This is a genomic window from Paenibacillus sp. PsM32 (genome assembly GCF_030433815.1).
GTDB lineage: Bacteria > Bacillota > Bacilli > Paenibacillales > Paenibacillaceae > Saccharibacillus > Saccharibacillus kyungheensis.
This window is the reverse complement of sequence record NZ_JARUWY010000025.1, coordinates 1-23,451: the sequence shown is the minus strand read 5'-3', so window position 1 is coordinate 23,451 and position 23,451 is coordinate 1. Positions and strand designations below refer to the sequence as shown.

23 protein-coding genes and 1 other annotated feature are annotated in these 23,451 nt (G+C 39.8%); of the genes, 16 read left to right on the top strand and 7 right to left on the bottom strand.

What is annotated here, in order from left to right:
- Positions 1-138: 138 nt before the first annotated feature.
- The 6 genes from QCD85_RS23160 to QCD85_RS23135 all read left to right on the top strand — a co-directional run bounded on the left by QCD85_RS23160 (position 139) and on the right by QCD85_RS23135 (position 7,086).
- Entirely contained in the window at positions 139-1,200 is a 1,062-nt protein-coding gene (locus QCD85_RS23160) for a sensor histidine kinase (protein ID WP_301264015.1), read from the top strand.
- A gap of 4 nt (positions 1,201-1,204) precedes the next feature.
- Complete coding sequence (locus QCD85_RS23155) at positions 1,205-1,855, top strand: response regulator (protein ID WP_273613544.1); 651 nt, start codon at positions 1,205-1,207, stop codon at positions 1,853-1,855.
- Between the two features lie 140 nt (positions 1,856-1,995).
- Entirely contained in the window at positions 1,996-3,552 is a 1,557-nt protein-coding gene (gene zwf / locus QCD85_RS23150; protein WP_273613543.1) for a glucose-6-phosphate dehydrogenase, read from the top strand.
- A 452-nt stretch (positions 3,553-4,004) separates the two neighbouring features.
- Positions 4,005-5,588, top strand: coding sequence for a peptide chain release factor 3 (locus QCD85_RS23145; protein ID WP_273616355.1), 1,584 nt, complete (start codon positions 4,005-4,007; stop codon positions 5,586-5,588).
- 8 nt (positions 5,589-5,596) lie between these two features.
- Positions 5,597-6,295, top strand: coding sequence for a potassium channel family protein (locus tag QCD85_RS23140; RefSeq protein WP_273616354.1), 699 nt, complete (start codon positions 5,597-5,599; stop codon positions 6,293-6,295).
- A complete protein-coding gene (locus tag QCD85_RS23135; protein ID WP_274171910.1) occupies positions 6,292-7,086 on the top strand; it encodes a TrmH family RNA methyltransferase in 795 nt (264 codons plus the stop codon). Before QCD85_RS23140 ends, QCD85_RS23135 begins: the two co-directional genes overlap by 4 nt.
- Before the next feature lie 159 nt (positions 7,087-7,245).
- Here QCD85_RS23135 and QCD85_RS23130 read toward each other — a convergent pair whose 3' ends face one another.
- On the bottom strand, positions 7,246-8,475 hold the full coding sequence (locus QCD85_RS23130) for a multidrug effflux MFS transporter (protein ID WP_273616353.1): 1,230 nt from the start codon (positions 8,473-8,475) through the stop codon (positions 7,246-7,248).
- 241 nt (positions 8,476-8,716) lie between these two features.
- Here QCD85_RS23130 and lipA point away from each other — a divergent pair, with 241 nt between their 5' ends.
- Together lipA and QCD85_RS23120 are read left to right on the top strand one after the other, a co-directional pair.
- Entirely contained in the window at positions 8,717-9,610 is an 894-nt protein-coding gene (gene lipA / locus QCD85_RS23125; RefSeq protein WP_273613541.1) for a lipoyl synthase, read from the top strand.
- Positions 9,611-9,631: 21 nt separating this feature from the next.
- On the top strand, positions 9,632-10,210 hold the full coding sequence (locus QCD85_RS23120) for a YutD family protein (protein WP_301264014.1): 579 nt from the start codon (positions 9,632-9,634) through the stop codon (positions 10,208-10,210).
- 100 nt (positions 10,211-10,310) lie between these two features.
- Here QCD85_RS23120 and QCD85_RS23115 read toward each other — a convergent pair whose 3' ends face one another.
- Positions 10,311-11,117 (bottom strand): NAD kinase, encoded by an 807-nt coding sequence (locus QCD85_RS23115; protein ID WP_204826857.1) that lies wholly within the window; start codon positions 11,115-11,117, stop codon positions 10,311-10,313.
- Positions 11,118-11,664: 547 nt separating this feature from the next.
- Between QCD85_RS23115 and QCD85_RS23110 the strand changes: the two genes are divergently transcribed.
- Positions 11,665-12,042, top strand: a complete 378-nt coding sequence (locus QCD85_RS23110) for a globin domain-containing protein (RefSeq protein WP_273613535.1) — start codon at positions 11,665-11,667, stop codon at positions 12,040-12,042.
- Positions 12,043-12,066: 24 nt separating this feature from the next.
- The gene (locus tag QCD85_RS23105) at positions 12,067-12,780 is read left to right on the top strand and encodes a DUF2225 domain-containing protein (protein WP_204826855.1); all 714 of its coding nucleotides are present in this window, start codon (positions 12,067-12,069) and stop codon (positions 12,778-12,780) included.
- Positions 12,781-12,858: 78 nt separating this feature from the next.
- Here the strand turns inward: QCD85_RS23105 and QCD85_RS23100 are convergent, their stop codons facing one another.
- Both QCD85_RS23100 and QCD85_RS23095 read right to left on the bottom strand, forming a co-directional pair.
- Complete coding sequence (locus QCD85_RS23100; RefSeq protein WP_273613534.1) at positions 12,859-13,092, bottom strand: hypothetical protein; 234 nt, start codon at positions 13,090-13,092, stop codon at positions 12,859-12,861.
- A 2-nt stretch (positions 13,093-13,094) separates the two neighbouring features.
- On the bottom strand, positions 13,095-13,247 hold the full coding sequence (locus QCD85_RS23095; RefSeq protein WP_204826853.1) for a YycC family protein: 153 nt from the start codon (positions 13,245-13,247) through the stop codon (positions 13,095-13,097).
- Positions 13,248-13,462: 215 nt separating this feature from the next.
- On the opposite strand from QCD85_RS23095, the gene QCD85_RS23090 reads away from it, so the two are divergent.
- Positions 13,463-15,268 (top strand): M3 family oligoendopeptidase, encoded by a 1,806-nt coding sequence (locus QCD85_RS23090; RefSeq protein ID WP_273613533.1) that lies wholly within the window; start codon positions 13,463-13,465, stop codon positions 15,266-15,268.
- Between the two features lie 315 nt (positions 15,269-15,583).
- Complete coding sequence (locus QCD85_RS23085; protein WP_204826851.1) at positions 15,584-15,991, top strand: O-methyltransferase; 408 nt, start codon at positions 15,584-15,586, stop codon at positions 15,989-15,991.
- A 310-nt stretch (positions 15,992-16,301) separates the two neighbouring features.
- Here the strand turns inward: QCD85_RS23085 and QCD85_RS23080 are convergent, their stop codons facing one another.
- Positions 16,302-17,282, bottom strand: a complete 981-nt coding sequence (locus QCD85_RS23080) for an aldose 1-epimerase (RefSeq protein ID WP_273613532.1) — start codon at positions 17,280-17,282, stop codon at positions 16,302-16,304.
- 103 nt (positions 17,283-17,385) lie between these two features.
- Positions 17,386-17,660: a binding site (T-box leader), on the top strand.
- A 45-nt stretch (positions 17,661-17,705) separates the two neighbouring features.
- Between QCD85_RS23080 and trpS the strand changes: the two genes are divergently transcribed.
- Positions 17,706-18,695, top strand: coding sequence for a tryptophan--tRNA ligase (gene trpS, locus QCD85_RS23075; RefSeq protein WP_204826849.1), 990 nt, complete (start codon positions 17,706-17,708; stop codon positions 18,693-18,695).
- A gap of 23 nt (positions 18,696-18,718) precedes the next feature.
- Here the strand turns inward: trpS and QCD85_RS23070 are convergent, their stop codons facing one another.
- A complete protein-coding gene (locus tag QCD85_RS23070) occupies positions 18,719-18,904 on the bottom strand; it encodes a hypothetical protein (RefSeq protein ID WP_204826848.1) in 186 nt (61 codons plus the stop codon).
- 300 nt (positions 18,905-19,204) lie between these two features.
- Here QCD85_RS23070 and QCD85_RS23065 point away from each other — a divergent pair, with 300 nt between their 5' ends.
- From QCD85_RS23065 to QCD85_RS23055, 3 genes are all read left to right on the top strand, one after another.
- Positions 19,205-20,209 (top strand): FecCD family ABC transporter permease, encoded by a 1,005-nt coding sequence (locus tag QCD85_RS23065; protein WP_301264013.1) that lies wholly within the window; start codon positions 19,205-19,207, stop codon positions 20,207-20,209.
- A gap of 2 nt (positions 20,210-20,211) precedes the next feature.
- Positions 20,212-21,237 carry a FecCD family ABC transporter permease gene (locus tag QCD85_RS23060; protein ID WP_301264012.1) on the top strand — a complete coding sequence of 342 codons (1,026 nt, stop codon included), beginning with the start codon at positions 20,212-20,214 and terminating at the stop codon, positions 21,235-21,237.
- 62 nt (positions 21,238-21,299) lie between these two features.
- Positions 21,300-22,250 (top strand): ABC transporter substrate-binding protein, encoded by a 951-nt coding sequence (locus tag QCD85_RS23055; RefSeq protein WP_441005644.1) that lies wholly within the window; start codon positions 21,300-21,302, stop codon positions 22,248-22,250.
- 121 nt (positions 22,251-22,371) lie between these two features.
- Here the strand turns inward: QCD85_RS23055 and QCD85_RS23050 are convergent, their stop codons facing one another.
- Positions 22,372-23,367: a metal-dependent hydrolase gene (locus QCD85_RS23050; protein WP_274171916.1), complete on the bottom strand. Its 996-nt coding sequence runs from the start codon at positions 23,365-23,367 to the stop codon at positions 22,372-22,374.
- Positions 23,368-23,451: the final 84 nt, after the last annotated feature.

Genomic DNA, 23,451 nt, shown 5'->3' with positions numbered 1-23,451 from the left:
GCAGTAGCAGTAGCAGTAGCAGTAGCAGTAGCAGTAGCAGTAGCAGTAGCAGTAGCAGTAGGCTATTTCTATCAAGCTAATGAATGGATAAAAGGTACTAAATTTTTTAAAAGCCAGAAAAGCAGGAGGACTTGATACGTGAAAAAAAGAAAACCTGCTGACTTGATTGTCCGCAGTATGAGTGAAGGGGTTTTATTGTCCTTCTTATTACTGGTTATTATTATCTATGTACTATATACCTCTGGTCATTTGAAAATAGATTTATCATGGCCTTCTTTATTACAGACTGGTGCAGCGTTATTGGTACCGGTTATTGTTGTAGGTGCATTATATGGTTTGTATCATGCGCTTAGGCTCAAAATGCGTCTGGATAAATTAAGGGATACTTTATTGATGTGGGAAAAAGGCAATTGGTCGCAAGCGGCTCCTCAATGGGGAAATGATGAATGGTCGCGACTAGGTGAGCAAATTGATCGCATCGGTAAAAAGTGGGAAGATCAGATCAGTAGTCTGCAACGTTTATCTACTAACAATGCGCAATTGGCAGAACAGGCTAGAATTACAGCTATTATCGAAGAACGTCAGCGGTTAGCGCGAGAATTGCATGATGCAGTCTCTCAGCAGTTGTTTGCGATTTCAATGACAGCGACAGCAATAGGACGTACTTTTGATAGTAATCCAGCCCGTGCTAAACGTCAGGTTGAATTAATCGAAGAAATGTCATCTGTTGCACAATCGGAAATGAGAGCGCTACTATTACATCTTCGCCCTGTATATCTAGAAGGGAAGCGTCTATCTCAGGGATTACGGGAATTAATTCGCGAATTACAAGCCAAAATTCCGATGGAAATTACTTTGGATATGGATGATGATCTGCGGTTGTTAAAAGGAGTAGAAAATCATATTTTCCGTATTGTACAGGAGTCTTTATCAAATACACTTCGTCATGCCAAAGCCGAGCGGATGGAGATTCGGATTGTGCACAAGGTAGATTCTGTACGGGTAACTTTAAAAGATGATGGAATCGGATTTGAATTAAATGAAACCAAACAAGCTTCTTACGGCTTATCTACAATGAGAGAACGAACAAATGAACTCGGAGGCACTATTCAATACATAACTGCTCCTGGAAAAGGAACACGTATAGAGATTGTGATTCCGATTGTGACTTTAAATACGGAAGAAAGCAGGTGGGGATAATACAATGGAAAACGATGAGCAATTGATCAAAGTATTATTAGTCGACGATCATGAGATGGTTCGTATTGGACTTGCGGCTGTACTAGACACAGAAGACGGTATTGAAGTGGTGGGTGAAGCAAGTAACGGAGAAGAAGGTATTCGTCTTGCACAAGAATACAAACCGGATGTCATTCTAATGGATCTTGTGATGGAAGGTATGGACGGTATCGAAACAACAAGACGTGTATTGCAGATCAATTCTGATTGTAAAGTGATTGTACTGACAAGTTATTTGGATGATGAAAAAATGTATCCTGTGATCGAAGCAGGTGCTTTCAGTTATTTGCTTAAAACATCGCGTGCAAGTGAAATAGCAGATGCTATTCGAGCTGCTGCTAGAGGACAATCGGTGCTGGAATCACAGGTGGCTTCTAAAATGATGAGTCGCTTTCGTGAGCCACTTGAACGTGCACTTCATGAAGAATTAACAGATCGTGAAATGGATGTCCTTCGCTTACTAGCACAAGGTAAATCCAATCAAGATATTGCAGATGAATTAATTATCGGTATCAAAACGGTCAAATTCCATGTGACAAATTTGCTAGCCAAGTTAGGTGTAGAAGATCGTACACAGGCTGCAATTTATGCGTATAAAAACGGATTAGCCGAGTGATATACTATTTGCGTACAGGTATCAATTTTATTTGCAAAAGATATAAGTACTTCTTATAGTGGTCAGATAGCGATAGATAGGGTAATTATGGTAGAATACGTTTACCACATTACAGATTTTACATAGAAAGTTGAGGAGCTATGACTGGAAAACAAAATCTTGAGACATTGCAGACACCAAGTGCGGTATTTTTCATTTTTGGAGCAACCGGGGATTTGGCAAGACGTAAATTGTTTCCTGCTATTTATAGTTTGTATCGTGAAGGTAAACTTGCAGAGGATTTTGCAGTCATTGGTGTAGCGCGTCGACCGCGTACCAATGAAGAATTTCGGGAAGATCTCCATCAGTCTATCATAGAGTTTTGTCGCTACAAGATCGGAGCCGAAGAAGATTGGACTCGATTTGCAGAACATTTTGAATATAAATCGTTAGATATTAACAATGTCGCTGGTTTCCAAGAGTTAAAAGAACAAACAGAAGTGATTGAGAATAAGTATGGTATCCCAGGCAACCGATTCTTTTTCTTAGCACTTGCACCTGAACTATTTGGCAGTGTATCGCTTAACCTTCGTGCAGGTGGCATGATGGATGGTACAGGCTGGAATCGTCTGGTGATTGAGAAGCCTTTTGGATATGATCTGGAATCTGCACGCAAACTTAACGCAGAGATCAATGAAGTGTTTGAAGAAGATGAAATTTATCGGATTGACCACTATTTGGGTAAAGAAATGGTGCAAAATATCGAAGTGATTCGATTTGCGAATGCTTTCTTTGAACCGTTGTGGAACAATCAGCATATTTCAAATATTCAGATTACGCTTAGTGAAACGGTCGGAGTTGAAGAACGTGGTGGATATTATGATCATTCCGGTGCATTGCGTGATATGGGACAGAACCATATGTTGCAAATGTTAGCGATGATTGCGATGGAACCGCCAAGTCGTCTATTACCTGAAGATATTCATGATGAAAAGGTAAAAGTCCTTCGCTCTCTTCGTGCATATATGACACCAGAAGAAGTGGATCAAAATGTAGTACGTGGTCAATATACAGCAGGTGAATCTAAAGGTAAAACATTACCTGGATATCGTGAAGAAGACAAAGTAGATCCTGCTTCTAATACAGAAACGTATTTTGCAGCACGATTATTTGTAGATAATTTCCGCTGGTCAGGTGTACCTTTCTATATTCGTACTGGTAAACGTCTACCTGTGAAAACAACGGAGATTATTGTTGAATTCAAGCGCACACCAACAAATGTATATCTTGGACAGCGTCATAATCTAGAACCGAATCTATTGGTTATTCGTGTCAATCCAATGGAAGGTATTTATATCAAAATCAATGCTAAAAAACCGGGTTCTGATTCTGAAATTCAACCGCTTGCGATGGATTTCTGTCAAAGTTGTATGATTGGAATCAACTCGCCAGAAGCGTATGAAAGCTTGATCGAAGATGCAGCCCAAGGAGATTCGACATACTTTACCCGTTGGGATGAAGTATCTGCGGCTTGGAGCTTTATCGATCATATTGCGGATGCATGGGCACAGAACCCTACAGATGTAAAACCATACCCTGCCGGTTCTTGGGGACCCGATGCAACTCATCTATTGCTTCAGCAAGATGGATATCATTGGTGGCCTGTGAATGGTCAAGATGAAGATGATGTAATCTGGCAAATGGGAAGTAGCAATTAACGCTGATGGTTATCTAGTTTTGCTATATGTGCAAGTAAGTCGTTTCCTTTACTGCTATTTGGCAGTAAGGAAGCGGCTTTTTTGTTTTGAAGTATGTTAGAAAGAGAGACTTTGATAAAAGATAAAAGATAAAAGATAAAAGATAAAAGATAAAAAATAAAAGATAAACATCGGGGATATCCTTCGGTTACTTGGTTGTGGAACAGGAATTGACACGTTACAAGAAGCAGTCCGTACTCAATCTGAAGAGATTGACGCAGAGATACGCAGGTTGGACGAACTCAAAACAAGTCTGATCTTTTTGTTAAGGAAAAAAGATGCGGAAATCGTGAGCTATGTAGAATCGTTCCGACGTAGCGACAAATAGGAAGTGTCCGCGATTTCTTCTCTTATTTTGTGTCGTAAATGTGTTATAATAGAGGGATGAACCAAGAGGAGAAGGGAACGTGGAAATGAGTAAAACGATAGATCAAGCTTTGCAAAATGAAGTCGACAAACGCAGAACGTTTGCCATTATATCTCACCCGGATGCCGGGAAAACAACATTAACAGAAAAACTATTGCTATTCGGGGGCGCTATCCGTGAAGCGGGTTCGGTTAAAGCTCGTAAAGCAAATAAACATGCGACCAGTGACTGGATGGCGATTGAGAAGCAACGGGGTATCTCGGTTACTTCTTCAGTGATGCAATTCGATTATAATGGACATCGTATTAATATACTGGATACACCAGGTCACCAAGATTTTAGTGAAGATACGTATCGTACGTTAACTGCGGCAGATGCAGCAGTGATGTTGATTGACGTTGCTAAAGGTGTAGAAGCACAGACGATCAAACTATTTAAAGTATGTGCTCAACGTGGTATTCCAATCTTTACGTTTATTAATAAGTTAGACCGCGAAGGACAAAGTCCTTTTGAATTGATGGAAGAATTAGAGCAAGTACTAGGTATTCGTTCTGTACCTATGAACTGGCCGATCGGTATGGGACGCGAGCTGTCTGGTGTCTATGATCGGATGAAAACACAGGTTGAATTGTTTAATGGGAAAGACCATTCTACAATTGAAGTGCAAAAAGTAGAAGATTATCGTGATCCAATTATTAAAGAAATGGCTGGCGAGTTTTTGTATGATCAACTTTGCCAAGATATTGAATTGTTGGATGTAGCAGGTGATCCTTTTGATTACGATAAAGTATTACGTGGTGAATTAACGCCTATCTTTTTCGGTAGTGCAGTTAATAATTTTGGTGTGCAGACATTCTTAGAAAATTTCTTAGAGCTTGCACCCAAACCAGAACCACGTCGTAGTACAGCAGGTATGATCGATCCAATGAATGATAAGTTCAGCGGATATGTATTTAAAATTCAAGCGAATATGAATCCAGCTCACCGTGACCGGATTGCCTTTTTACGTGTAGTATCCGGTAAGTTTGAACGTGGTATGAGTGTTCGTCATGTACGTGTAGGTAAAGAGATCAAACTAGCACAACCACAACAATTTTTGGCACAGGATCGTGATATTGTCCAAACGGCTTATCCTGGCGACATTGTAGGTTTGTTCGATCCAGGTATTTTCCGTATAGGAGATTCGTTAAGTCAGGGTTCTGATATTATTTTCGACGAATTGCCTACGTTCTCGCCTGAGATTTTTGCTAAAGTGACTGTAAAAAATGCACTCAAGCACAAGCAGTACCAAAAAGGAATCGATCAGTTAACAGAAGAAGGTACGATTCAAGTATTTAATACTGTTAGCTTTGATGAAACGATTCTAGGCGTAGTAGGACAGCTGCAATTTGAAGTATTTGAATATCGGATGAAAAATGAGTATGGTGTAGATGTACAATTGCAACGGATGCCTTTCCAATTTGCACGCTGGATTATCACAGATAAAGTAGATGCTTCCAAATTCCGTATCAACTCTACACTGGTTAAAGATAAAAAAGGAAATCATGTTGTCCTATTTGAAAATGAGTATGCGATGCGTACAGCAATCGACAAAAATCCAGATGCTCAGTTTTTGGAAATGGCTCCTTAATCAGAAATATAGCATATGCTTATGAAAAGCTTGGAGGTTACAATATGCCTAGAAAGCAGTATGCCATTATTGGTATCGGACGCTTTGGTTCTAGCATTGCCAAAACATTGAGTGAAATGGGCTTTGACGTATTGGCTATCGATTCAGATGAACACCGTATACAAGAAGTATCCAAAATCGTAACTCAAGCCGTAACAGCTGATTCTACTGATGAAGAAGCTTTGCGCTCATTGGGATTACGTAACTTTGATGTAGTCGTTGTTGCGATTGGAGAAGATATTCAATCCAGTATCTTAACAACACTGATTCTTAAAGAAATGGATATTCCAACGATTCTGGTGAAAGCACAAAATGAACTGCATGGTAAAGTATTAACTCGGATCGGTGCAGACAAAGTCATTTTCCCGGAACGTGATATGGGTGTGCGGGTAGCGCATCATTTGACATCACCGAATGTGCTGGATTATATCGAAATTTCAGAAGATTACAGCATAGTGGAAATGAAAGCTTCTGAGCCGATGATCGGTTCGAATCTAAAAGAACTCAATATTCGTGTCAGATATAGCTGTAATGTAATGGCGATCAAACGTGGCAATCAGATGAATATTGCGCCTTCACCGGATGAGCGTCTCAAACCGGATGATATTCTGGTTATTGTTGGACAAAAAAATGATCTGCTTAAAATGGAATTAGGTCTGGAAGAATGACCGAAATTCTATCGACCCAGAATGCTAAAGTCAAGGAATGGGCGCAATTGCTTGAGAAAAAGCATCGGGATAAGCAGGGTAAATTTATTGTAGAAGGTATTCATCTAGTGAGCGAAGTTCTTCGCAGTGATTGGGACATCGATTGTATCGTCTATGATACAGAGAAAGGCATTCCTGCTGAGTTGCGCGAAGATATCGCTCATTATTCTGGTGGAGCTCAGTATATTGCGGTATCCGAAGCTATACTTGCCAAATGTACAGATACCAAAACGCCACAGCCTGTTTTTGCTATTGTGTATAAACGTAATGCGCTCACAGATCGCTTGCTTGAGATAGAGCATAGTCTAGTGATGGTACTGGATAATGTACAAGATCCGGGAAATGTGGGCACGATTATTCGTAGTAGTGATGCGGCAGGGGCAACCGGTATTGTACTTGGTAAAGGTTGCGCTGATCTGTATAATCCCAAAACGATTCGTTCGACGATGGGTTCCTTGTTTCATTTGCCTGTGATTGAAAGTGATCTGAGTGAACTGTTACCTGTTGCGAAGCAAAAAGGGCATCTCGTGCTCAGTACATCGTTACAAGCCAGTCAATCTTGTTATGAATTTAATTTTACAGCAGGCGCTTGGATCGTGATCGGCAATGAAGGTAAAGGCATATCGGCAGAAGTATCGCAGTTAGTGGATCAGCATATTTTGATTCCGATGCAAGGACAAGCAGAATCGCTAAATGCGGCAATGGCATCGACGATACTGTTATTTGAAGCAATGCGTCAGCGGATATCTTAATGATCTAATATAAAAATTAAATATAACAAAAAGGAACTTCATCTAAAAAGAGAAGTTCCTTTTTTGTCGTAGCTACCATATTAGTATGTTGTAAATCATAATATAAACTTTATACAATAGAAGTCTTGCAAAAAGAAGTCTTGCAAAAAACGAAAACATTTATACTTTTGCAGGTCTTTTCACCAAACTGATAAAGCATAGTACAGCTAGCACTTCGGCCACCAAAATAACCACACTCATCGGCACAGCAGTCAGTCCACTACCGAGTCCTACTAATGGAGAAGCCGCTCCACCTAATAGAAGTGGAAGCAGTCCTAACAGCGCAGAAGCGCTTCCTGCAGCGTTGCCCTGACTTTGCATAGCGAGTGAAGTCGATGTAGCCCCTACAGAGCCTACACAAGACACAACAAAGAATAACATCGCAGCAATAGGGAACAGTCCACCACCAGCCAGCGCAATAATCAATAACAATAGAGCAGCTGTAAAAGCGATCCCTAGACTGATTTTCAAAATAACCAATTCGCCATATTTACCAGATAGACGACCTGCTAATTGAGCGAAAATGACAATGCCTAATCCATTCATAGCAAAAAACAAACTAAATCCTTGTGCAGATACACCGAATATCTTCTGCACTACAAAAGGAGAACCTGCAATATAAGCAAACATTGCGGCGGTAATAAAAGCTTGTGATAAAGCGAATCCGATAAAATGACGATCTTGGATCAATCGTCCAAATGTACGCAGTGTGGAGCTTAGTCCACCAGAAGCTTTGCGTTCATTGGGTAATGTCTCCGGTAAACCAAACAACACCATAAATAACATCACTGCACCAATAACCGCTAAAACAATAAAAATGCCTTGCCAGGGTACAAATTTGAGTAAAGCGCCACCTATAATTGGAGCAGCGATCGGAGCTACACCGTTAATAAGCATCAGAAGCGAGAAAAACTTGGTGAGTTCATGCCCTGAGTACAGATCACGTACTACAGCACGCGAGATTACAATCCCAGCAGCTCCTGTCACGCCTTGTATAAAGCGTAGTACAATCAGTAGACCGATACTTTGCGTTAATGCACAACACAGCGATGCTACGGTATACAAGATCAAGGAGATGATCAGCGGAGCACGTCTACCTTTTACATCGCTTAGTGGTCCGACAAGTAATTGTCCGAATGCTAGACCGAGCAGGCAAGCAGTTAGACTGAGTTGCGCCAGCGAAGCATTGGTATTCAAATGTTCGGCTAGCGTAGGCAAAGCAGGTAAGTACATATCAATCGATAATGGAGCAAACGCAGATAAAGAACCTAAAATCAAAGCAATCCATAACCGTTTGGAACGGGTTAAGGAAGATGCTGTTAAAGGTTGATTGGATGAAGCTTTGTTCATTAATGTTCTCATTCCTTTCTTCTATCACCGCATAGTATATGCGACTATATTTACATTTTAGCTAATGGATGTTCAGACAAATAGATCGCTGTACATCCTTACAATAGTATTTAGTGTAAACGAATAAAGTATAGTAGGAAAGCCTAATATTTCGGTATGCATTAATTCGTGCTATAATAAATCCCAAAAGATTGTAACATCCTGAAAGCCAATTACACCCGAGGAAGGAAGGTCAACTATCTTGTCCACTAAAGCCAAACAACCGAAACCTGAATGGATCAAAATCAAGATGACCAATGACAGTAACTATCAGGAAATTAAAAGTATGATGCGTTCCAAAACTCTTCATACCGTCTGCGAGGAAGCACGCTGTCCTAACATTTATGAGTGCTGGGCGAATCGTACAGCTACTTTTATGATTTTGGGAGATATTTGTACACGTGCTTGTCGTTTTTGTGCAGTCAATACGGGGATGCCTACGGAGCTTGATTTGCAAGAGCCAGAAAGGGTTGCGGAAGCGGCTGAAAATATGGGGCTTCAACATTGTGTAATTACAAGTGTAGCCCGTGATGATCTGAAAGATGGCGGAGCACATATTTTTGCGGAAACGATTCGTGCAGTTCGCAAGCGTTTACCACTTTGTAGTGTGGAAGTATTGATCCCTGACTTTATGGGAGATATTGATTCACTAAAAATTGTTATGGATGCTAAACCGGATATTCTAAATCATAATATTGAAACAGTGGAACGGATGTCTGATCGTGTTCGTGCAAGAGCTAAATATCCTCGTTCTATGGAATTGTTACGTAACTCCAAAACACTACAACCTTCGATTCCAACCAAATCTAGTATTATGCTAGGTGTAGGTGAGGAATGGGATGAAATTTTAAAAACAATGGATGACCTTCGTGCCATGGATTGCGATATTATGACGATTGGACAATATTTGCAGCCTTCACCAAAACATTTGGATGTGGCTAAATATTATACTCCTGATGAATTTGCAATTTTAAAAGAAGAAGGATTAAAGCGTGGATTCAGTCATGTTGAGTCTGGTCCGCTTGTCCGTAGTTCCTATCATGCGCATGAACAGGTTCAATCCGCATCGAAGTCGAAGGAAACCTCGACGGTCTAAATGCTGAAAGGCGGGAGAACCTTGATTCAAATCGGCGGTAAAACATACGAAATTATTAAAGAGCATCGTGATGGTTGGAATGCAGAAATATTCCGTGAACGATATAGTGAAGTATTGGATCGGTATGATTATATTCTAGGAGACTGGGGTTATAATCAATTGCGTCTCAAAGGATTTTATCGTGATGGACATCCCAAAGCCGGTAAAGATACTTCTTTATCCAGCTTGACTGAATATATTAATGAATACTGTAACTTTGGTTGTGCTTATTTTGTCTTACAAAAAACAAAAGAAGTTGCAGAGCCACCGAAGCCAGCTAATGGAGAAAAAGCAGAAAAGTCTGAGAAATCCGAGAAATCGTCTAGAGGACAAGGAAATCATTCCAAAAAAGACAAGCAGGATAAAGCAGCTTCCAAAGCTGTGCCTGCATCTGCTCCAGTCGTGCCTGCAACTCCGGCACCTGTTGTTGAAACAGTAGAAGTACCAGTTACAGAAAAGCTTGTAGAGCCTTCTACAGAGCCTGTACAACCTTCATCTGTAGAAAGTCATACAGAAGTCGAGGCAGACGTAAAACCAAGCGAAGAAAGTTCCAAATCTTAATTTTCTCATTCAACACAAAAAGCTTCCAATTCCACAATCACAGTGGCGTTTGGAAGCTTTTTTAGATACAGCTAAAGTCATATGGTATTACCGTTCTTATTTATCCTAGAAATGATTGACGTACACGATTCCAAAATGGATAAGGACGATAACGTGCAAAGCTTACTTGCTTTTTGGAAACCTGACAACGAATAGAAATCAGATCATCAAATGACATATTTAAATGATCCATTGTCAATTGTAGCTTTTGTGGTTTGCGTGAATGAATATCACAATGATGATGCTTGGGTAACATTAACGAAGAACCGAGTGTACGATAAATCCGATTGTTGATCGAAGCAATCTCAGCGATCTGAAGAGCTTCAATCGTTGGATGTACCATAGCGCCACCAAGTGCTTTGTTATACGCAGTACTCCCCGAAGGTGTAGATACACAGATTCCGTCACCACGGAACATTTCAAAAATCTCATCGTTGATATCGACTTGAGCGACAACTGTCGTTCCGTCTACCCCTTTGAGTGTAAATTCGTTAAGTACCGTATGATGAGTTGTTCCGCTCTTGGTCTGAATATCCAATTCAATTAATGGATATTTGACGATTTTGGGATGACGATCTGATGTTGACGACTCACCCGCCATAAAATTAACCAAATCAGCCAATTCATCTGCTTTCCAGTCAGCATAAAATCCTAAATGTCCGGTATGAATACCGACAAATGCTAAATCTGGGATATGATCGATAAATGTGTGAAACGCATGAAGCATAGTTCCGTCTCCACCAATAGATACGACGATCTCTGGTGATTCAGCATCTAGCTGAAATCCGCGTTCGGCAGCAAGCTTATGGAATTGCTCGCTCAGTTCGATAGATAATTGATCTCCACGATCAAGCACATAGTATCTCAAGTTTGGAAAGCTCCTTTGTCCTTTATCGTTAAATCCTTTGTAAATATACTCACCTTCGATGATAATCAATTCTTGAGCGGAACACAATGTTTAACTGTAAATCTATTTTAAAATAAATAGGGTTTAGTCATATGACTGATACATAACCGACATAATGTAGGCTTCTGTAAAGAGTTTGTAATCTAATTGTTAAAGTAAGCGTTACCAAAAAGGGTTATATTCTGCAAAAAGGTATGATAAAATAAAGGTATAAATGGTCGTCGGAATTGTCAATGATTGTTAGTACACACTTAGAATGGAGTGATGAACATGACTACAAGCATTCTTGCCGGTATTCTCGTATGTCTATTCGTGTACGTCATTCGTGCTTCTTTTGTTCAATCTGGTGAAGAAGATCGAAGCATGTATTGACCTAGACCGCACTTGTATTTTACATTATATTTTTTCATATATTATACATTGATTAAAGACGCTAAAGAAATCTTTGGCGTCTTTTTTATGATATAATTTGACACATGACGTATAGAAAGAAAGTTGGCGAGCGATAGTGAAATTTGATCAATCTTTGTATGTATTGCTAGGCGAAGCAGATGGAATCAAGCGCTTGGTCGAAGCTTTTTATCCTAAAGTACAGCGTGATCCTTTAATTGGTCCGCTTTTTCCTGAAGATATCAATCCTGTGATGGAGAAACAATATATGTTTCTTTCTCAATTTTTCGGAGGGCCAGCGCTTTTCTCTGAAGCTTATGGTCATCCGATGATGAGAGCGCGTCATATGGCGTTTCCGATTACCGATGAAAAAGCAGATGCCTGGTTAGCCTGTATGAATGAAGCTTTGAAGGAGCTAAATATTGAAGACGAATTACGTGTATTTGTGGTAGATCGTTTATCAGGACCGGCTCATCATTTTGTAAATACGCATTAATTTGATTTGGGGGAAGTGGGTTAGATGGAGGGGACAACAGAGTTAGAGCCGTTATATACGATAAAAATCACCTGTCCACAGTGTGATGAAGAATTCAAAACAAGTCGTGTTCGTCCAAGTATGAAAAGAGCTTCCAGACGTGACTCTGACTTTTGTGCTTATTATCAGCATGAAAATCCTGATTTTTATGTTGTACGGATGTGCCCGCATTGTGGATTTGCTTCTACTGAAAATTCACAAGCGACATTAACAGATCGTCAGCGTGAACTGTATATGGAGCAGATTGGCAGTCGATTGATCAAGCGTGATATGGGTGGACATCGTACTAGAGAGCAAGCGTTAGAATCTTACAAATTCGCATTAATGTGTGCACAAGCCATCGGGGATCGAGAACGCATTATAGCAAGCTTTCTTCAACATATTGCCTGGATTCATCGCTATGGTGGCGAAACAGAGCAAGAACTTCGCTTTTTACGCTATTGTCTGGATTCTTATATTAAAGTGTATCAGATTGAAAGTGTTAGTGGTGGGGATGCCAAGTTATTATATCTGATCGGTGAATTACATCGCCGATTGGGTGAATTTAACGAAGCGGTTAAATGGTTTTCACGTGTTATTCATGATAAACGGATTACAGACTCGGCGATGATTCGAGCTTCGCGTGAACAATGGGCTCTATTGCGAGAACAAATGTTATCCAAAAACATGGATTTGCCAGAGGAAATGAAAGAATCATAAATCACAAATAGCGGGCACTCTAATGATCTTTAGAGTTGTCCGCTATTATTACAATATCTATACATATGCGATCGAATATTAGTGACGAAGGACTGTATCTGCTAACAAATAATCTGAATCGGTATCTAACAAAGTGATTCGATTACTGCAACAAGGGAACACCAGTAATTTTTTTTTGCCTTCATGGATCGAAATTAACTCTTTCGGTTTGAGTGGTAAAATTATATTTTCTGCCTGACAAAATGGACATTCATGAACATAAATATCATTCATAATAATGTCGTAAGGCCAGGTCTGATTAAAAGGAATCATAATTATTCGTTGCCGCCTTTTTCGTCTTCTTTTGCCAGTTCAGCAATTTTTTGAAGCAGGATATGCTTGGGCATATGCATCAGTTGTTCTAAAGGTACATTCAGCTTTTCCGCTAATTTGACTGCGGTATCTGCTGAGATCTGTAGTGGTTGCATAAAGCTTCCCTCCTATCTTGGAATATGATGATTTAGAGTATACTATACTTATACCCACTTGACGATGGTACAGTAAATCAAGCATTATATTTGTTATGATTTATACATAGATTTGAAATTGTAGCCAATAATCGGCATACTTGTAGCTACAAGCAAAATAATCAATCATTCCAACATATGTCTATTCACAGGCAGATACAGAAAGGTGTGCTATGATGAACCATCCTATTCAACCTACATGGAATTTAGAAACGATTTTTGCTGGAGGTTCCAGTTCAGAACAATTGCAGACTTTTTTGCAAACATTATCTCAAGATATTCAAGCATTATATCAGCAATTAGAGTCGATGACAGCACCTCAAAATGTTACAGAGACTGAACAATATGATGGATTGTTAGATCAACTACAAGCTACGCGTATTCGTCTACGTGAAGCATCTTCTTTTGTCGGTTGTCTGACAGCTCAAGATCAGACAGATAAAGAAGCAAATCGTCTGGGATCATCAATCTCTACGATGTCCGCTAATCTGCAAGGCGTATTTGTACGTTTTCATAGCTTACTAGCTGCAACAGCAGATGATGTCTTCCAGCAATGGGTCAGTCGTCCTGAGATTGCACCGATTTCTTTTTATCTGACAGAGAATCGTTCACTAGCGCGTGAGAAAATGGCTCCAGAACTGGAAGGATTGGCGTTAGACCTTGGTGTGGATGGTTATCATGGTTGGAGTAAATTATATGATACGATTGTAAGCCATATCCAGATTCCGTTTGAACAAGATGGCAAAACAGTGATGTTATCCGCAGGTCAAGCGGCTAATAAAATGAATGATACTAATCGTGAAGTACGCGAAGAGATGTTCCGCAAATGGGAAGAAGCATGGGGCAATGCCGAAGATTATTGCGCCGATACGCTTAATCATCTTGCCGGCTTCCGCTTGAAATTATATGAACGTCGTGGTTGGGAACAAGTGTTAAAAGAACCGCTAGCGATTAACCGGATGTCTGACCAAACATTATCAGCGATGTGGAATGTGATTGTGCAAAATAAACCGGTGTTTGTCGATTATCTAAAACGCAAAGCGCAAATTCTAGGCGTCGATCAATTGAGCTGGAATGATGTAGATGCACCAATCAGTACAGTAGATAGTCATGTCGATTATGATGATGCTGCCAAAATTATTGTTGATCAATTCCGCAAATTCAATCCTGAAATGGCTGATTTTGCAGAACATGCTTTTAATCAACGCTGGATCGAAGCTGAAGATCGTGCTGGCAAGCGTCCAGGCGGGTTCTGTACGTCTTTACCATTAAGTAAAGAAACACGTATCTTTATGACTTACAGTGGCACAGCATCCAATGTGTCGACGTTAGCGCATGAGCTGGGACATGGATATCATCAACATGTGATGAACGATCTGCCTGCATTTAGCCAGGGGTATGCGATGAATGTTGCCGAGACAGCTTCTACATTTGCTGAAATGATCGTAGCTGATTCTCTAGTAAAACAAGCTCAAAATGAAGAGGAAAAAGTGTCTTTGTTAGAAGATAAAATTCAACGTAGTATCGCATTCTTTATGAATATTCATTCACGTTTCTTATTTGAGACACGTTTTTACGAGCAACGTCGTAGTGGTACAGTAAGTACCGATGAGCTTAATCGCTTGATGGAAGAAGCGCAACGTGAAGCCTATTGTGATACATTGTCTTCGTATCATCCACATTTCTGGGCATCCAAGCTTCATTTTTATATTACAGGGGTACCTTTCTACAATTATCCGTATACATTTGGATATATGTTTAGTACAGGCATCTATGCACTGGCTCAGCAAGAAGGAGCAAGCTTTGCTGCGAAATATGATGCATTATTGCAAGACACAGGACGTATGAGCGTAGAAGAGTTAGCACAAAAACATTTAGGTGTAGATCTGACTCAACCGGACTTCTGGCAAAATGCGATGAATGTAAGTATTGCTGATGTCGAATTATTTATGAATATGACTGCTGAACAAGTCAACAAGTAATCTGCTAGACTAGCATAGATAATCAATAATAAGCATAAAATAAATAAAAAAAGATATTCATGTTGTGTTCTTGATCGAAAAGAATGCAGTGAATATCTTTTTTTATTTAAATCATATCAACCTAGTAAAATCCAATTATTCCGTTAAATAGTGAATAAAATCGCAGGTAAATATAGGAATAATAATCGATTTTTGTCGAATAGTAGTAAAAAGTACCTAATTGTTAAAAATAGTATTGATCAGACTTTAAATTGGAACTATAATGAGTCAGAAGTCCTACATTGACAAGTGTTTTAGAGAGAGGAAGGGGAAAAAATGCCTAAGAACGATCTAGTTTCTCTAGCGAGACAACTCGACATCGTGTTCAAGGAGCTTGAAAATGAATTGACCAATTTGGATTCGGGTACTGTATTTATTCAGATCCGTAACAACACTGTTGGTAAATTCGGTATTAAACACAACCCGATCGCAGGAAGAAATGGGGAGTGGAACGGGCCAGAAGAAGGGTTAAGCAGTATTCAGATCAAATCGTTTCGACAAATGGCAATTGAATCGCTAAAATTCAAAAATCATTGGACGCATGGGGAAATCAGTTACGAATTTGCTATTCGTAAAGGAATGATTGCGGTCGATACTACGATTGAATCTAACTACAATATGGCTAACCACATGATTCGCTATCCAAGAGCTACATACAGCGAAGTACAATCAGAGTTGTCCTAATATCGACGAAGCAAGCTTACAGCAAGATATTCCGAGCTTTATTTAGATCATCATGTTTACTGCACTCATACCTTATATATGTTATAGAACTCTACAGAAGTACGACGTGAATCTGCACGTCACTATATATTCGATGAATCTTTATAAGAAGGAATAGCAATATAATAGCAACACGAAAAAAGATGACTCCGATAAGAGTCACCTAGGCGTGTAGATACTTATCTAGCGATAAGTGGTCTGCACGTTTTTTCGTTATGTTCGTTACGATAAAGAATTGTAAAATCATTTATTTCATCACAGTAGCTTACTTTTATTTCAGTTGAGTGTACTTTTCAATCACATCAATCTGGAGACTAAATTCAACAGGCTGTTCAGGAGCAACATCAATCAAGCCTGTGAAGTCTTGCGAATGTGTAGAGTTGGCTGCATCTGGCAATGTAGTATAAGGCTCAATACATAGATACTGATCACTTTCGCCTTTGGTATACAGTACCCAATATTTGAAATAATCAGGATCAGCCGAATAACGAATACCATAACCATCATCACGAGTTAATTCTGCACTGACCGGTCGCTTATCACCGATTCGAAGTAAATTATCCCAGTTCCGATTTGCCATATTCATACCTGTATTTAATTCTTCCCATTCATCCAAAGGTGCTACTTCGCCCGTAGGAATCTGTTCGGCATCTTGCAACAACTGGTCGCTAACTGGAATCTTTAATGTCCAACGCTGTGGTTCACCATCTAATAAGAACCACGTATGTAGACCGAATCCAAATGGAGCAGATGTATCACCCAAATTTGTTATTTTCATACGTTGCATGAGTGAAGTACCTTGTAATTGTAATGTCATCTCTAAACGAAGTGGAATCGGATATTGACGCATCCAGTTCGGATCGTCTGCTGTTAATAATTCAGTTGTAATCGTGCAACCTTCATCATTCTCATCAATATCGGATACACGCCATGCTTGGGTACGGTGCAATCCATGAATATGATTGTCGTTGGCTGTATTTTGATCAAATTGATATGTTGTTCCACTATATTCGAAATGTCCACGACGGATTCGTCCAGGTGGCATCAGCATAGGCATGCCAAAGTGATACGGTTTTTGCAAATAAAAATCAAGATCACTTTCTTCCGGGCGGCGCAAAATCTCACGATTTTCTTGCAAGTCGCGAATGCCGATTACATTGTTACCGAGTCTTGGCAGCAATGTAACTTCTAACTGCTGACTTTTCAAAATATACGTGTCATAACCGTTCCATGTTCCTTTGGTTACTTTCATGGCGCTGCTCCCTCTTTCTGCATCGAAATATACATCCATGATAACAGATTTTGAGCGAAATTGGGATTTGACAATGTCACATTTGCCAATTATGATGAGATCTAAGAATACGATGACAGAGAGTAGTACGCAAAAAGAGCTTCTTCAGAAAGCTGATGGATGATGCGAATCAGCGGAGAACTTTTGCCGAATGGACTCTGGAGTGCTGTGCTGAACCGGACATCTGAGATAATATGAGGATGGGTCTGTAGTAGGTAGGTCGGTGGTTCGCCGTTATCTGAACACATTCAAGATTAAAATAATGCTTATAGAGTATATCCATATACGACTATATTATTTTGATGAATAAGGGTGGCACCACGGTCACACGTCCCTTGCAGGATGTGGGCTTTTTTTGTTTTCTAAAATAAGGAGGAACAATACATGAAAACGGTATTATCAGGTATTCAACCAAGTGGTTTGTTAACTATTGGTAACTATATCGGTGCAATGAAAAACTTTGTCGCACTACAAGAAGACTATAATAGTTACTTTATGGTAGTGGATCTGCACGCGATTACAGTCGCTCAAGAACCAGCAGCATTACGCGAAGCTTCAGAATCAGTAGCAGCATTATACTTAGCAGCAGGGCTTGATCCGGTAAAAGCAAATATTTTCTTACAATCACATGTTCCTCAACACGCAGAACTGGGATGGATTATGACCACACTTGCAGCGATGGGCGAGTTGGAACGGATGACTCAGTTCAAAGATAAATCCGAAGGTAAAGATTCGGTAGGTGCAGGATTATTTGTATACCCGGCATTAATGGCAGCAGATATTTTGTTATACAATGCCGATCTGGTTCCTGTAGGTGACGATCAGAAACAACATTTGGAATTAACACGCGATCTAGCAGGACGATTTAATCATCGTTTTGGAGACTATTTTACAGTGCCAGAACCGTTTATTCCAAAAGTAGGCGCACGTATTATGTCACTGGATGATGGTACGAAAAAAATGAGTAAAAGTAATCCGAATGTAGGTAGCTTTATCGCATTACTTGATCCACCTGATGTGATTCGCAAAAAGTTAAGTCGCGCTACTACAGATTCAGGACGAGAAGTGATGTATGATCCGCAAAACAAGCCGGAGATCAGTAATTTGATGAGTATTTACTCTCAATTTTCAGGGCTTAGTTTGGATGAAATAACAGCTAAATATGAAGGACAAATGTACGGTGGATTTAAAAAAGAACTAGCAGAGGTGGTCGTTGCAGGTCTAGAACCGTTGCAACAACGTTATCGCGATATTCGTGAATCTGGAGAAGTTCATCAAGTTCTCCGCCAGGGTGCTGAAAATGCACAAGCCGTAGCGGAGAAAACATTGATAGCTGTAAAAGAACGGATGGGCTTTTTACCTGCTCAACGTTAATTTACAATAAAGATAGCTATATGCTAGACAGTAGGTGTTCCTGCTTGACGTTGACGTTTGGCTTTGGTGACAAATCCCCAACCGATATTACCGATAGCCACGACACCTAGCAATATGGCTAACCATGCAGAATAAGAGATAGCGATTGCACAAAACATTAACAACACAATAGAAGAGACGGCAAACCACAGCGAAAGACCTTTACTCATGATGGATAGCCTCCTGAATGATATGGTCCGATCATGCGGACACATGCTTGAATAATAACTACTTTCTATTGTGCCTGAGCAGACTATAAGGGTCAAGTCTCATTCTGAAATGAAATTCAATATATTTGAATAGACAGATAAAGTAATACTTGTAAAAGCCTGTACTTTCGGTAGAAATATCGATGTGCAGGCTTTTTTAAATTCTAATTGATTATTATTCTCAATTGTGTTGAAATAAGAAAGTGTTACCGCCTGAATAGAGATGATCGATAGGTATAGGAGGTTTTTACAGATACAACTATGAATAGAATAAAAAGTATACAAGTGAGTGGCTTGTTTCTAGTTGCACTGATTATTTTGGTGTTATCGATATTTATGGCTGTTTCCTATGGAGCCAAATCATTACCGATCGCGACTGTCTGGGATGCTGTATTTCATTACGATTCTACAGTGACTGCACATCAAATTGTATATGATATTCGATTACCACGCGTGTTGGGGGCTGTTTTTACAGGTATGGCATTTGCTGTTGCCGGTGCTTTGATGCAAGGGGTAACCCGTAATCCTATGGCAGACACAGGGATACTTGGTGTGAATGCTGGAGCGGCTTTTGTCGTGGCATTATGTTTTGCCTTTTTACCTCAATTAGCTTATTCGTATCTGATGTTGTTATCGTTTGTAGGCGCAGCACTCACTACCTTACTCATTGTAGTGTTAGCATCATTTACTCCAGGTGGTCTAAATTCTTTGAAATTAACGGTTGCCGGGGCTGTGATTGCAGCGATGTTACATTCATTAAGTACAGGGATTGCACTTTATTTTGGCTTGAGTCAAGATCTGGCTTTCTGGTATGCAGGTGGTGTATCAGGTGTGACATGGGAACATCTTCATTTATTGATCCCTATTGTGATCGTGATTATCATCTGGACTATCACTATGGGGCGTTCGATCAGTTTTCTAGCTTTAGGTGATGAGACAGCTGTGAATCTAGGTATTCGTACAAAATCGGTAAAAGTATTGGCAATGATAGCAGCGGTAATATTAGCTGGTGCTTCTGTAGCAGTTGCAGGTTCAATCAGTTTTGTAGGATTGGTTATTCCTCATATTGCCAGACGCTGGATCGGTGTTGATTACCGGGTAGTGATTCCGTTCTCCGCATTGTTAGGCGCTATTTTATTAGTATGGGCTGACTTTGCTTCACGAATGGTTAGTCCACCACAAGAGTTTGCGATTGGTGCTATGGTCGCGCTAGTTGGGGTGCCATTCTTTCTTTATTTAGCACGTAAAGAAGGAAGGGGATTATAACGATGGATATTCAACAGTTGCAGGATCGCAAACAACGTCGGGCACTCTGGATGATGATCGTTATGGTCGTTGTAGCTATGATGATCGTATTGATTAGTCTTAATACAGGCTCGATCCGATTATCGCCACTACGTGTGATGTGGACATGGTTAGGGCAAGGTTCTAAGATTGAAAATCTTATTATGTTTCAGTATCGACTACCTCGCATAGTAATTACTATTTTAGCAGGAATGGGTCTGGGGGTTGCCGGAGCTGTTCTACAAGGGGTATCTCGTAATTCACTTGCTGATCCGGGTATATTAGGAATTAATGCTGGAGCAGGATTTGGATTGATCATTTTTGTTTCCTTTTTTCGAACGATGGAAGGTTCTATCGCTTTGCTGATTCCTTTATTTACCTTTGGCGGCGGTGTATTGATTGCTTGTATCATCTTTATGTTATCGTATGACAGACAGCGGGGATTGCTTCCTATTTGTTTAATTCTTGTAGGGATCGCTGTGGCAGCAGGGATCAGTGCGATTACTTTGTTGCTGTCTTTGAAATTAGATCCAGATACATATGCTTTTGCAGCAACATGGTTAGCTGGAAGTGTATGGGGGCGAGATTGGATTCATGTATGGTCTTTACTTCCATGGATCATCATTTTGGTTCCCTGGGTATATCTACGTTCCAGAACGCTAGATATGTTTGTACTGGGAGATGAGATTACGACAAGTCTAGGTAACTCCACTACGAAAAGCCGATTGGTGTTGCTATTATTAGCTGTCGGATTAGCTTGTGCCAGTGTGTCTATGGTGGGTTCGATTGGATTTATCGGCTTAATTGCTCCACATATTGCAAGACAATTAGTAGGTGCTCGCCATCAATATATGATACCTGTAGCCGCGATGATCGGAATGATTATTATGCTAAGTGCTGATACGATTGGACGCTCCATTTTCCAACCGAATTTTGTACCGGCAGGTGTAGTTGTAGCATTAATTGGTGGCCCTTATTTTATTTATATTTTATTTAAAAAAACAGTCTAATGAAAAAATGATTTTAACCATTAATGACTGAATACACATCTTGGAGGAAATATCGTATGAATATCAAAAATAGTTTAGTAACCAGTGTCTTTATAGCCATTATGATCTTGTTATCAGCATGTGGACAACCAGCGGCTTCCACAACGTCTTCATCTGCTTCTGAATCTTCTTCCAGTATGGTCAAAGAAGAAAATGGGGTTATCGTACATGATGCCAAAGCCAAAATTGCTTCTATGTCGATCCATATTACAAATAATTTGCTGGCATTGGGTATCCAACCGGCTGGTTCTGTTATCGGTGGCGATGTTAAAGACTTTTTACCACATGTAGCAGATCGTCTCAAAGGAACAACCAAATTAGGAGTTGTGACTGATCCTGATATGGAAGCATTACTTGCTCTGCAACCAGATGTTATCTATATCGATAAAGAATACTCCGGTAAAGACATTGCCAAATTTGAGCAAATTGCACCTACCATTGTGATCGATATGGATCAAGGAACATGGCAAGATCAGCTTAAAGAAATATCAACACATGTAGGGCTTGAAAAAGAAGCCGATACATTTATTGCACAATACGATACCAAAGCAGCGCAAGTCAGCACATTGATTCATACCAAATTAGGAGCAGACGCTAAAGTAATGGCGATTCGAATGACACCTAAAGAATTACGTGTGATGAGTACAGCGCGTCCGCTAGGGCCGATTATGTTTGAAGATTTGAAGCTGAAGATGGCAAATGGATTAGATCAACTTTCAAAAGACGAGCCATATGAAGTCATTTCCAAAGAAGTGTTGCCTGATTTTGATGCAGATGCGATCTTCGTTATTATTAGCAAAGGAAATGATGCACAAACGAATTTTGACGAATTGGAAAAAAATCCGTTATGGCTAAACCTTAAAGCTGTTAAAAATAAACACGTATATGTATTGGGTGGACAAAAGTGGCTTGATTATTCTTCTTTAGGACAACAAATGGCTTTGGAAGATGCAGAGCAATTATTTAGCAAATAAATCGAAGTTATAAACAATAAACAAAGAACCTCTAATCAGAGTCTAGTCATATTCAGCATTACTGCTGTATATCTAGATAGATTAGAGGTTCTTTTGCATTTGTATCATTTAGTTATAGAAGTTAGCCTACATGTAGACCTAAGCGATCATTCATTTTGTCAGGGCTTAACCAACCTACATAAGAATCAATCGCATTGTAATTGTGATCCATCACCACTACACCTACGAAAGGATATTGACGACGATGGCGATAACGAACATCTGCCCAACGAACAATATAACCGGTAGATGTCTCTTCTACTTCTGAGACCGTGTACGATGAAAAATAAAGCAATGCACGAATATCGCGATGTTTGCGAGAAGCTTCAATCGCAGGATGATCCATAGATTCAATATAGTCTGCCCAGATTAACCGATCTGGACTGTACCATCCCATTCGATAACTACCATCTTTTTTAGCATGAACCACATGCCAGCGACGCAGTGAAATCGTTGGAATCAATACATAATGTCCATCAGGTTCAGGAGAACGACCATTTTCGATATCCAATTCTTCTACTTTTTTCGTCAGAACAAAATGAGTTACAGTACGCCATACATAATAGAGTGCAATCACTACATAAAGGGTAATAAATAATGGAGCAGGTGCGACTAGACCTGTAATCCACAATAATAAAGCAAGAATATGAGTACTGAAGATAAACGGATCAAAAATATTAATAATATTCCATGATATCCACTTATCGCTAAACGGTCTGACCGCTTGTGTCCCATACGTATTAAATAAATCGGTAAACACATGCACCATCACAGCAATAGCTGTCCATAACAGCACATGCCATATGCCGGCTGGATGAATCAACAGCGATGTACCTACACCAATCAACAATATCCATAACGCCATAAAAGGAAGAGAGTGTGACATTCCTCTGTGATTGCGTATATAGGTTGCGTTATCTTTAAATCTCAAAATCGTATCAAAATCCGGTGCTTGTGAACCTACAATCGTAGCTACCATTACAGCAATAGCCAATCTTGGATCAGAAGCGACCACAGGATCCACATAAGCAAGTCCAGCAAGTCCAAATCCCATAGCAAAATGGGTGGCAGTATCCATTACAATTTCTCTCCTTTAGCGCTTGGCAATAAAAGCGCGACATCTTCTGATGTAATAAAAAATGATTTTTGTGTAACAAAATAT